At 48.6% G+C, this 11974-nt stretch carries 8 protein-coding genes; 4 read left to right on the forward strand and 4 right to left on the reverse strand.

Annotation, left to right across the window (positions count from 1 at the left end; all coding sequences use genetic code 11):
- From nrdB to CWE06_RS02485, 3 genes are all read left to right on the forward strand, one after another.
- Positions 1 to 1131, forward strand: a complete 1131-nt coding sequence (nrdB, locus tag CWE06_RS02475) for a class Ia ribonucleoside-diphosphate reductase subunit beta (RefSeq protein ID WP_126790833.1) — start codon at positions 1 to 3, stop codon at positions 1129 to 1131.
- Between the two features lie 5 nt (positions 1132 to 1136).
- Positions 1137 to 1400: a class I ribonucleotide reductase maintenance protein YfaE gene (yfaE, locus tag CWE06_RS02480; protein WP_126790835.1), complete on the forward strand. Its 264-nt coding sequence runs from the start codon at positions 1137 to 1139 to the stop codon at positions 1398 to 1400.
- 126 nt (positions 1401 to 1526) lie between these two features.
- Positions 1527 to 1790 (forward strand): GrxA family glutaredoxin, encoded by a 264-nt coding sequence (locus CWE06_RS02485; protein WP_126790837.1) that lies wholly within the window; start codon positions 1527 to 1529, stop codon positions 1788 to 1790.
- A gap of 41 nt (positions 1791 to 1831) precedes the next feature.
- Here CWE06_RS02485 and hrpA read toward each other — a convergent pair whose 3' ends face one another.
- The 3 genes from hrpA to CWE06_RS02500 form a co-directional block, all read right to left on the reverse strand.
- Complete coding sequence (hrpA, locus tag CWE06_RS02490; RefSeq protein WP_126790839.1) at positions 1832 to 5596, reverse strand: ATP-dependent RNA helicase HrpA; 3765 nt, start codon at positions 5594 to 5596, stop codon at positions 1832 to 1834.
- 93 nt (positions 5597 to 5689) lie between these two features.
- Entirely contained in the window at positions 5690 to 6106 is a 417-nt protein-coding gene (locus CWE06_RS02495) for a CBS domain-containing protein (protein WP_126790841.1), read from the reverse strand.
- 4 nt (positions 6107 to 6110) lie between these two features.
- Positions 6111 to 7157 (reverse strand): isoaspartyl peptidase/L-asparaginase family protein, encoded by a 1047-nt coding sequence (locus CWE06_RS02500; protein WP_126791515.1) that lies wholly within the window; start codon positions 7155 to 7157, stop codon positions 6111 to 6113.
- Between the two features lie 215 nt (positions 7158 to 7372).
- Between CWE06_RS02500 and sbcB the strand changes: the two genes are divergently transcribed.
- A complete protein-coding gene (sbcB, locus tag CWE06_RS02505) occupies positions 7373 to 8812 on the forward strand; it encodes an exodeoxyribonuclease I (protein WP_126790843.1) in 1440 nt (479 codons plus the stop codon).
- 118 nt (positions 8813 to 8930) lie between these two features.
- On the opposite strand, the gene CWE06_RS02510 is transcribed toward sbcB, so the two are convergent.
- The gene (locus CWE06_RS02510; protein WP_126790845.1) at positions 8931 to 11891 is read right to left on the reverse strand and encodes a TonB-dependent receptor domain-containing protein; all 2961 of its coding nucleotides are present in this window, start codon (positions 11889 to 11891) and stop codon (positions 8931 to 8933) included.
- Between the last annotated feature and the right edge of the window lie 83 nt (positions 11892 to 11974).

Here is an 11974-nt window from a genome sequence, read left to right on the forward strand (position 1 = left end):
ATGCGATATTCAACGTTTAGTCAAGAAAGTGTGAATCCATTAGGAGAGCCGATGTTTTTCGGCAATCCAGTAAACGTGGCGCGCTACGACCAACAGCGCCACCCTATTTTTGAAAAGTTGATTGAAAAGCAACTCAGCTTCTTCTGGCGTCCAGAAGAAGTTGATGTCAGTCGCGACCGCGTCGACTTTCAAAAAGTAAGCGATAGCGAAAAGCACATCTTCATTTCTAACTTGAAGTACCAGACACTGCTTGACTCGGTGCAAGGCCGCAGTCCAAATATCGCATTTCTGCCGATCGTTTCTTTACCAGAGCTCGAAACCTGGATTGAAACTTGGTCATTTTCAGAAACGATCCATTCGCGTTCATACACGCATATTTTGCGTAACTTGTTTACTGACCCGAGTCATGTGTTTGATGACATCGTCAACAACACCGAAATTCAAGAGCGTGCGACTGATATCTCTAAGTACTATGACGATTTAATTTTCTATACCCAGCTTTGGCAAACGCATGGCGAAGGTGATGTCAGCATTGATGGCGAAACCTACTCGGTCAGTGTTCGTGGACTGAAAAAGAAACTCTTCCTGTGCATGAACTCAGTGAATGCGCTTGAAGCGATTCGTTTTTACGTCAGCTTTGCCTGCTCGTTTGCGTTTGCTGAGCGCGAACTGATGGAAGGTAACGCCAAGATCATTCGCCTGATTGCGCGCGATGAGAACCTGCACTTAAGCTCAACTCAGCACATTATTAACCTTTGGCAACACGGTGAAGACGACCCTGAAATGAAAGAGATTGCTGCTGAGTGTCGTGAAGAAGCCTTAAATATTTTCCGTTCAGCGGTTGAACAAGAGAAAAAATGGGCGGGCTACTTGTTTCAGCATGGTTCAATGATCGGCCTGAACGAACAAATTCTTTCTCAATATGTTGAATACATCGCAAACTTGCGGATGCAAGCCATCGGCTTTGATGCTGAGTACGCTCAGAAAAGTAACCCACTGCCTTGGATGAACAAATACTTAGTTTCAGACAACGTGCAAGTGGCGCCGCAAGAGGCAGAGATCAGTTCTTACTTAGTTGGTCAAATTGACAGTGCAGTCAGCGTTGATGACTTCGGAGACTTCGATCTCTAATTCCCATGACTAGCTTTCGGGTAACCATTAACCAGACGATAGTCACAGAGGTCGCGGCAGATGCCCCGACCTCTTTGCTTGAAACCATAGAAGCTGCCGGTATTGAAGCTCGCTTTCACTGTCGGAACGGATTTTGCGGAGCTTGTCGCACCCGTCTTATCAGCGGGAATGTGCATTACACTACCGAGCCACTGGCTTATGTGCGCACCGGTGACATTCTTCCCTGTGTCTGTCGCCCGAGCACGAATATCGAGATCGAACACGAATAATCGATTCTTTCGAACACCCCATTCGCTTAAACACATTTTGTAGTTTTGCTGGCATCTGGCATAATCGCCACCAATTTTTCGCTGCAAGAAACAAACAAAACAAATTTACAAATTCTGGAGAGACGTATGTTAACTGTTATTTTTGGTCGCCCTGGTTGCCCTTTCTGTGTTCGCGCGGTGCAAATCGCGAAACAACTCAGCACCCAGCTGGAAGATTTCGAATATCGTTATGTCGATATTCAACAAGAAGGCATCACCAAAGCAGATCTCGAGAAAACAATTGGTAAGCCGGTACTCACCGTGCCGCAGATTTTTGTCGATGAAACCCATGTCGGCGGCTGCACTGAATTTGAAGCCTACGCGAAAGAGAACTTAGGTCTCTACGCTTAACCAAAAAGCTTAACCACAACTCTTACCCACAACACGGCTTTCTACCCTTGTTTTAAAAGAGTTTCGAGTTCATCCAGACGCTGTTTTAAGCGTTGCTCCGACACCGGGAACGCCGTTCCTAGTTGCTGAGCAAACGTGGAGACTCGAAACTCTTCTAAGTACCAACGAAAATCATTTAGTTCTTGAGGCGTTGGATCGCCTTTCGGCACTAAACCATACAACCCCTGCCAACGTTGTTCCAAACGCTCAAACAGTAACAGGCGCACACGATCTTTGTTCGGGTCGACCGGCAGCTTTTCAACGCGCAACGCTAATGCTTTCAGGTAACGTTCTGCATCTGCTAAACGAGCAACACCAAATTCACTGACAAAACCCGGATACACCAAACGTGCCAAGTGCGCTTTGACGTCACCGTATGACTGCACAAGCGTCAAGGGTACTTTTCCTTTGATTGCCTTTTGAATTTGATGACTTAACAGCAAACAACGCTCAACATGGGCGGCAATTGCTAATGTTTGATCATTCAGCTCGGCACGAACCATGGTGGTAAGTTGCCGAAACTCAGTTTCGTTCTGTGGCAACTGGGTACCGATAAGGTGGTCAATGGCTGCCAACATACAATCTTCAATGAGAGCTTCAACTTTCCCCCAAGGATTAAAATACATTGCTAGCTTGGCTTTATTGGGCAACTTCTCGCGTAAATAGGCCACCGGCGATGGAATTTGCAGCATCACTAATTTACGTAAGCCAGCGCGGTGGTGACGTTCCGCTTCATCGGCACGGTCAAACACCCGAATTGCAACACTTTTACCTTCATCTTTTAAGGCTGGGTAGGCTTTGATGGCAAATCGACCTTGTTGCTTCTCGACCGCTTGCGGTGCAGGCCCAAACGTCCAATCAGTTAAACCTGTCTGTTCAATATCGTCGCCTGCTGTCGCCTTTAACGTTTCCTGCAAGGTCGGTTGCAACTGTTGTTGCAAGCTCTTTAAATTACGATGACGAGCAAGCACCTTGCCTTCGCCATCGAGGACACGGAAATTCATCCGTAAGTGCGCATCCACCTGATCCCAATCCCAAGCTTCGGCCGGCACTTCAACGCCGGTCATACGCTTTAATTGTTTGGTTAAAACCGGCAACAACGGCTCTTCTGCAACCTGTTCTTGGCCAGCTAGAGCTTGTAAAAACGCGCGTGCGTAATTAGGTGCGGGCACAAAATTACGTCGCCATGCTTTCGGTAATGATTTAATAAGCGCGATGACCAAGGCTTCACGCAGTGCCGGTACTTGCCAGTCAAAGCCATTGGCACTGACTTGATTTAAAACGGGCAGTGGAATATCAACGGAAACGCCGTCATCAGGATCTTTCGGATCAAACACGTAAGTTAACGGCAGACGCAAACGCCCTTGCACCCACTCGTCTGGATAAGCCTGGGCCGTGACGTGCTCAGCCTCTTGTTGCATCAGCTGGGCACGGCTAAAGCGAAGCACATCTGGATTTTCTTGGCGTGCTTGTCGGTACCAGGTGGCTAAACTGCGTTCGTCCGAGATTTCGGCAGGCAATTGCGCATCGTAGGCTTGCACTAATGCGTCTTCGTCAATCAAGATATCACGACGCCGAGACTTTTCTTCAAGCTCACGTACGTCCTCTATTAAGGCCAAATTTGCCTGAATAAACGGCAGCGGTTGGCGCAACTCACCGGTCACTAAGGCTTCGCGAATAAATACCTCGCGTGCAACCACAGGATCAATCTGACCATATTGCACGGTTCGCTTCGGCACAATAACTAAGCCATACAAGGACACTTGTTCAGTGGCAACAACAGCTCCGCGCTTCTTCGACCAACGCGGTTCATGATAATTACGCCGAACCAAATGGCCAGCTAACGGCTCTATCCACTCCGGTTCAATGCGCGCTGCATACCGCGCATACAGTCGACTTGTTTCGACCAGCTCGGCAGCCATCAGCCATTTCGGTGCATGTTTAAATAGACCCGACCCCGGGAAAATAAAGAAGCGACTTTGTCTAGCACCTTGATACTGATGCTTATCGTCTTTCTGACCAATTTGTGACAGCAAGCCGGTTAACAATGACTGGTGAATTTGCTGGTAAGTTGCCGGCTCACTATTGATTCTTAAGCCCAGTTCACGCACGACCTGCCGCAACTGGGCGTATAAATCTTGCCACTCCCGCACCCGCAGATAATGAATAAACTCCTGCTTACACGCTTTCCGAAATTGGTTACCACTGAGCTCCTTTTGCTGTGTTTGCAAATAGTCCCATAGCTTTAAATAGCTCATAAAGTCCGATTGTTCGTCATGAAAGCGACGATGCAATTCATCCGATTTTTGCTGCTTGTCATGCGGACGCTCGCGCGGGTCCTGAATACTTAGCGCTGCAGTAATAATCAGTGTTTCCCGTAAGGCATGCTGTTCCGTCGCAGCGAGAAGCATCCGACCTAAACGCGGATCCACTGGTAATCGGCCCAGTGAACGACCAATTGCGCTCAGTTTTGGCGGCCGCCGGCGTCCTCCTGGCTTCTTACTTTGCGGTACCATGGCCCCAAGCTCTTCTAATAAACGAATACCGTCATTGATAAAGCGATCATCAGGCCGTTGTAGAAATGGAAACTTACGAATATCGCCTAGTTTAAGAGTTGCCATTTGCAACACGACGGACGCCAAGTTGGTACGCAGAATTTCAGGGTCAGTGAACTCGGGACGGTTTAAAAAATCTTCCTCACTGTAAAGACGCACACATATACCCGGTCCAACCCGGCCACAGCGCCCTGCCCGCTGGTTTGCGCTCGCCTGCGAAATCGGCTCAATCGGCAAACGCTGTACTTTGGTACGATAACTGTATCGTGAAATCCTTGCTGTACCTGGGTCAATCACATAGCGAATACCCGGCACTGTCAGCGAGGTTTCGGCAACGTTAGTCGCCAGAACGATGCGGCGCCTGCCGTGGGGCTGAAATACACGGTTTTGCTCAGCTGCCGACAAGCGTGCGTATAGCGGCAGGATTTCAATGCTCTCGCGATGCTGACGGAAGGTTTCAGTTAGCGCATCAGCGCTATCACGAATTTCCCGCTCACCACTCAAAAACACCAGAATATCACCCGGTCCCTCTGCTACGAGTCCTTCCGCTGCGTCACAAATACCTTGAATAACATCAAGGTCATATTCGCCGTCTTCGCTTTCTCTGAGTAAAGGCTCGTAACGCGTTTCCACCGGAAACGTTCTTCCCGAAACTTCGAGCACAGGTGCATTGTTAAAGTGTTTTGAAAAACGCTCTGTTTCAATGGTGGCGGAAGTAATGATCACCTTAAGGTCGGGACGCTTATCGATCAACTGACGTAAAACACCGAGCAGAAAATCAATGTTTAGTGAGCGTTCGTGTGCTTCATCAATAATGATTGCAGAATACCGTTTTAATAGTCGGTCACGCTGCAACTCCGCCAAGAGGATGCCATCGGTCATCAATTTAATCGCGGTTTGCTCAGACGAGCTTTCTTGAAACCGAATTTTGAAACCGACAGTTTGCCCGATTGGTTCACCAAGCTCTTCGGCAATACGCTGTGCGACTGAACGCGCTGCAATTCGCCGCGGCTGGGTATGACCGATTGTACCGTGCTCAGCAAAGCCCATTTCTAGCAACATTTTCGGTAACTGCGTGGTCTTGCCGGAACCCGTTTCACCCGCTAGAACCACAACCTGATGGTCACGAATCGTTTTTTGAATGCGTTCGCGCTCGATAACAACAGGAAGTTGCTCGGGGTAATTGAAATTTCGGCTTGTCTCGGTTTGCATGATATCGATGTACTTCAGCTCTAATTGTTTTCTGCATAAGAAAGGCCGCCAAGTTTACCAAAACCGGCGGCCTCTGTAGACGAGTTTTTCGCGTTAACGATTCCGGTACGAATCTTTCAAATGCAAGTCAATTGCTCTTAAAACATCAGTACGGCTAATCACGCCAATTAAACTTCCACCGTAATCAATAACCGGATAAAGCTTGGGTTTTTGATTACCCAATTGTTGCGCTAAGTCGAGAATCGCCATGTCACCATTCACCGTGAGCACCTCTGCGTGCATGCAGTCCTCCACGGTTGCGGTTTGTTCTTTATGATAAGTGTCCTTCAGCATCGATGCTAAGCAATCTTGTTCTGACAGAAACCCTACCACATGGCCTTGCTCATCAACTACCGGCCCGCCCGTTTGCTGTGTTGATACGAGCATCGCAACCGCTTCCTCAATGGGCATGGTGCGCTTAAATTTCAAAGGATAGCGATTCATGTAGTCCTGTACTTTCATCGAACGCATAAAACTACTCCTCTTCTTGGTAAATCCCGATCGTCACCTTGCCATTGACTTTACTACCGCGATACATACCTTCGGTATTAAATGGCATGCTGACGTTGCCGTCCCGATCAAGAATTATTACACCGCCGGTGCCGCCTGCAGGTAACAGCGTGTCGTGAATGACATACTCACCTGCGGTTGCAATTGACTCGCCTAAATACTTCACGCGTGAGCAAATCGCCGCAGCAACATGAAAACGAATAAAGTACTCGCCATGACCCGTGGCCGACACGGCACAGCTGCTATTGTCCGCCCACGTGCCGGCACCAATAATCGGCGAATCACCAATGCGACCGTACTGTTTCGCGGTCATGCCACCAGTTGATGTTCCCGCAACTAAATTACCCTGACGATCAAGCGCAACCGCGCCAACTGTCCCCATATTAAAGTTTGGATCCCAATTCGACTGATAGGCGATGTGATCCCCTGTTTTCTCTTGCTCACGCAGCTGTTCCAGCGCTCGCTCTAATTGTTGATAACGATGCTCGGTATTGAAAAAACTGTTCTCAACCCGCTCAAGCCCCTGCTCACTTGCGAACTGCTCGGCTCCTGCACCACTGAGCATGACATGTCGCGAGTTCTCCATAATCGCGCGCACTAAAGCAATCGGGCTGCGCACCGTTTTTACGCCGGAAACTGCACCTGCATCTAGCGTGTCACCACGCATAATCGACGCATCTAATTCGTGTTCGCCGGTATAAGTGTACACAGCTCCTTTACCAGCATTAAACAGCGGGTTTTCTTCCATGAGTTGAATGGCTGCTATCACAGCGTCAATACTTTCTCCACCTTGCTCAAGAATGGCATAACCTGCGTCAAGGGCGTCTTGCAATGCTTGTTTAAATTGCGCTTCCCGTTCCGGCGACATGTTCTCACGGGTAATAGTCCCAGCGCCGCCATGAATAGCGATTGCTATCGGCTGCTGCTCATTCGTCTCAGCTTGCACTGCCATCGGCACCAACGCTAGTGTGCATACCGTGCTAATTAGCGCCGCTATTGAAAGCTTTTGCATACCTATTGCCATGGATATCCCCTTGTTATTTTTAAGTTTAGACGGTCTTACAGAAAATGCTGCAGTGGTTGGCGTTCTTTAAACTTCATCTTCCCTATTTTATCCGTCATTATCAACAGCTGTGCCCCTCGCAAACAAGCCTAACACGATGATATGCTTAGCAGTACAGTTGAACGTTCGCAGAATAACGTCAAATTCCTAAAAGAGAGTTCATCATGACCGCATCGATCTACTGGTACGATTTTGAAGCTGGCGGGGTTAACCCGCGTGCTGACCGCCCTATGCAGTTTGCCGGCATACGTACCGACCACAATTTAAATATCATTGATGAACCGTTTAGCGCCTATTGTCGTCTTGCACCGGACTATTTACCACACCCGCAAGCTTGCTTAATTACCGGCATTACCCCACAAAAAGCGCAACAATTGGGTCTGCCAGAATACGAGTTTGCAGCAAAAATCCATGCCCAATTCAAGCAAGCTGACACCACCATTTGCGGTTATAACTCCATTCGTTATGACGATGAAATGACGCGCTTTTTGTTTTATCGTAACTTCATCGACCCGTATGCTCATACCTGGCAAGACGGAAATTCGCGTTGGGATTTGTTGAACTTAGTTCGAGCAGCCTTTGCGCTACGACCAGACGGTATCGAATGGCCAGAAAATGACGAAGGCCTAGCTAGCTTAAAACTTGACCAGCTCGCGCCGGCAAATGGCATTGAACATAGCAATGCCCATGACGCCATGGCCGACGTATACGCAAGTATTGAGCTTGCCAAACGGATTAAATCGGCACAGCCAAAGCTCTATGAGTTCTGCTTTAGTATTCGCCGCAAAGCTGCGTTGATCAAACTGATAGAGCGCGCTATTAACGAACAAAAACCGCTTGTGCATGTGGCAGGCTATTATGGCGTTCAGCAACGTTATTTAAGCTTGGTGTTGCCGCTTGGCTTTCACCCAGAACAGCCCAACCAGCTCATCGCCTGGCGCCTTGACCGCGAACCGACGCAATGGCAACACAAGTCCGGCGCAGAAATCCTCGCAAGCTACTTTACTGCTGAAGATGAACTGAACGGTGAACGCCCAGGCTTTGTCACCATTACAGTTAATCAATGTCCGTTTATTGCGCCCGTTGCAACCCTAACGCAGGAACAGGCGGCTCTTGCCGGTTTCGATTTGAACCAACTACTTAGCGTTGCTGAGATGCTCACCAACCAACCGCAATTACGTGAACATCTATTTAACGCACTCGTGCACCAACTTCCTCGTGAAGCTGATGAATCAACGAACCAAGACGCTGACCTAGCACTCTATTCCGGCGGTTTAATTAGCCAACAGAGCCGTTCTCACTGCGACATGATCCGTCAAGCATCACCGGAACAATTAGCAGGTTTAAAATTACCATGGGACGATGCACGTCTACCGGTATTACTATTCCGTTACCGCGCTCGTAACTTTCCAGAGAGCCTAACTGCCGGCGAAATGCAACGCTGGCAACAGCATTGTAAAGACCGTTTGCTGCACGGCAGCGAGCACTTTTTAAGTGTCGATGATTACGTACTTGCACTCGAAAATCTAGCCGAAACACACCAGAATGACCCACAAAAAATGCGTATTCTGAAGTCACTAGCCGACTACATTATGGCGCTGTAAACGCCCGTCAGCTCAGGCATTGAACATGAGGAAATTGTTCGCTCTGCCACAATCGACGAACACAAAAAAAGCCCCGCACAGTGCGGGGCTTGTTCTTGGTCGTTAAGTCTTCTAGAACTTAGAACTGATAGCCGAGATTGAAGAATACACGGCGACCTAACTGGTCATACTGTGAGTAAAGCATTGCATTACCAACAGTAGTCGCACGTGACGGGCTACCTTTCGGTGGCTTCTTGTCAAACAAGTTGTTGACACCGAAGGTTACGTCTAAACCGCTATCAAACTCTTTATTCAACGAGAATGTGTGGTACAGAGTGGTTGGAGCGCTCGCTACGAAACGAACTGTCTCACCACGGTATGTACCAAACTCGCCATTCTCATAGAGGTGGTCGTTTGACACTTTACCGGTATAGCGAATTGCGTAGTTATAGCGCCATGAGTCACGGGTTAAACCAATGTTTAATGTACCCGAATGACGTGGGCTACCCAAACGGCCAACAACGTTGTTTGGAATACTGGTTGGGAACTGCTTCGCCGCACGCTCAATTTGGATCGTGTGATCTAAACGGATACGCAATGCACCGAATGGCGTTTGATCCATATAGGTAAAGACAACATCCGCACCACGTACTGTTTGCTCAGCAACGTTGACGTAACCGCCACGAACCTCAGTAATGTTGTAGTTGTCGCCTGCATCGCCACCGTCGTTACGATCGAACTGGTCACAGAACGGTTCGTTCGGGAAGTTCTCAGAGTTGTAACAGAGTGACAAAATACTTGCGCCACCCACGTTACTGATCTGGTTACGAATGATTACGTCATAGTAATCAATTGAACCGGCAAACCGGTTATCAGCCGAAGACCACACTAAACCGATACCTTCAGAGACTGAAGTTTCGGCCTGCAGGAGTCCACGACCACCACCGGTGACTGAGGTTGCAGAACCATAGTTAGAGCTATAATCCGCTGGAATACCGTCGGCCGCACAGTTTGCTGCAGCGATTGGGTTTAATGTACCTCCATCTAAACGCTCACCCCAAGCCCAGCACGGATCTTGGTTCTGGTTAAAGAAGCCAGTTTGGTTCTCTAAGAAGAGTTCAAACAGTGCTGGTGAACGGAACGAAGTACCACGTGAAGCACGAATACGGAAACCGTTACCGATAGTCCAGTTTGCACTTAGTTTGTAAGTATCACCTGAACCATATGTAGACACGTCGGTATAACGCGCCGATGCAGTCAGGTCGAGTGCTTCAATCAGCGGCAGGTCACGGAGTAACGGGGCTTGAATCTCGGCATAAACTGCTTTGGTCGTTGAACGGCCGGCAGTAATACCAGAGCTCGTCATACCCCATGAGTTACCCGCCAAAGTAACCTCGCCCGGAGTGTCTTGGATTTCATCCGTTTGGTAAGACACACCAACCGCAGTCGCTAATGTACCTGCTGGTAAGTCGAACAAGTCACCAGTGATATAAGCATCAAGAGTGTCTTGCTTATAAATGGTTTTACCTGTTTCGGTATCAAACAAGAAGTCACGCGTGCCTTGATCGAAGTTACCGTAGATATAATCCGGTGTGAAGAAGTCGATTTCATAGCACGGACGGCCAGAAATAGGCGACAAGAAACCTTCACAAGGGTCACCCCAAATTGCATCTGACGCCATAAATAATGCGTCTTGTAGGATAACTTTCTGGAAGTATTCACCACGGTTCAACGTACGCTGATAAGACACATCCCAGTTCCAATACCCAAGTGCCCCCTCAAGACCTAGTACAGCGCGCGAGTAATCAATCGTCGTCACACTACCTGAATGGTCGGTAACTGCGGTCGGATCAAGGAATACGTTACCGTCCCAACCATCAACCAAACCAAGCCATGCTGGAATGAAGGGTTCCCAGAACTGGCGATAGCTATGAATGGTAGTTTCCCGGCGACTGTGTAAGAACTCGCTGTAGAACGAGACGGTGTCGGTCAGATCATAATCACTTTGGAAGTACAAAGACGCGACTTCCGTTTTCGGTACCATGGTTTGGATTTCTTGGAATGGATGCGTTGAGTTCAACCAACCGTCTGACTCGCGGCTATAACCCATTGGGAACCAGCCTTCTGGTGCCGAGATGTCACCAGGTTGGGTCGGGTTATATCCAGGAATTCCGATCTCACGCAAACGACCGGTGTGGTCGAAGCCTGTGATTTGTGAGGTGTAGTTCGGCGCACCATTCGGCGGACTTAAATTCCATAACCACATACCGTAAGGTAAATCGTTACAGTGGAACTCACCAGTGCGCGGATCGATTGGATCCACTTGTGTGCTTGATTGTGCGTCGAAAATATAGCGCGTACCACATTTGAAGTGATCCCGGTCTCCACGTTTCATTTCTGACTGCAAGTTGTAGTCTGCAACAAAACGCAATGAACCACGGTCAAATGAACGGCCAATCGTACCATTAACGCGGAACGTTTCACCGCCCGACTCAATCGGTTGGTTCATACTGACGTTAAAGCTCGATTCGTCACCACGCTTAGTAATAATGTTAATTACACCAGCAACAGCGTCAGAGCCGTACAGTGATGAAGCACCGTCTTTGAGGATTTCAACACGCTCAACAGCAGAAACTGGCAGTGCGTTCATATCAAACGCAGCAACCTGACCACGGGTACCCGCAGGCCCTGCACGACGGCCGTTTAATAATACAAGAGTACGGTTAGCACCTAAACCACGCATTGAGATTGACTCAGCGCCTGCGCCACCTGCTGTAACCGAACCCACTGACATTGCAGAGATAAGCTGGTTCGAACCAGAAGCGACGGTTGAAGTACGAAGTAATTCACCAAGGGTGTTTAAACCCTGCTCGGTGGCAATTTCAGTACTGATGATATCGATAGGCGTGGCGTTATCTAAACCGTCGGTGCGAATACGCGAACCAACGACTTGAATACGCTCAGGGCGATCCTGTTGCGCCTGCTCTTCTTCTTCGTTTTCGTCTTGTGCTGAAGCTACGCCAGCGAATGCAAGCGTCGAGGCAGCACCGAAGGCCAATGCCAGACGAACTGATTTACTCAGTTTTGTATTTGTAAACATTCCAAGACTCCCTGGTACATTGCTCATACTACATTTTATATAGACATGTAGTTTAGTGATGTAAGCGTAAGTTTTATTATTCG

Origin of the sequence: Aliidiomarina haloalkalitolerans (assembly GCF_003987315.1) — a bacterium.
Classification (GTDB): Bacteria; Pseudomonadota; Gammaproteobacteria; order Enterobacterales; family Alteromonadaceae; genus Aliidiomarina; species Aliidiomarina haloalkalitolerans.

Coding starts and splice junctions, on each gene's coding strand:
- nrdB (WP_126790833.1), top strand. CDS start 1: ATGCGATATTCAACGTTTAGTCAAGAAAGTGTGAATCCATTAGGAGAG.
- hrpA (WP_126790839.1), bottom strand. CDS start 5,596: ATGCAAACCGAGACAAGCCGAAATTTCAATTACCCCGAGCAACTTCCT.
- CWE06_RS02495 (WP_126790841.1), bottom strand. CDS start 6,106: ATGCGTTCGATGAAAGTACAGGACTACATGAATCGCTATCCTTTGAAA.
- CWE06_RS02500 (WP_126791515.1), bottom strand. CDS start 7,157: ATGCAAAAGCTTTCAATAGCGGCGCTAATTAGCACGGTATGCACACTA.
- CWE06_RS02485 (WP_126790837.1), top strand. CDS start 1,527: ATGTTAACTGTTATTTTTGGTCGCCCTGGTTGCCCTTTCTGTGTTCGC.
- sbcB (WP_126790843.1), top strand. CDS start 7,373: ATGACCGCATCGATCTACTGGTACGATTTTGAAGCTGGCGGGGTTAAC.
- yfaE (WP_126790835.1), top strand. CDS start 1,137: ATGACTAGCTTTCGGGTAACCATTAACCAGACGATAGTCACAGAGGTC.
- CWE06_RS02510 (WP_126790845.1), bottom strand. CDS start 11,891: ATGTTTACAAATACAAAACTGAGTAAATCAGTTCGTCTGGCATTGGCC.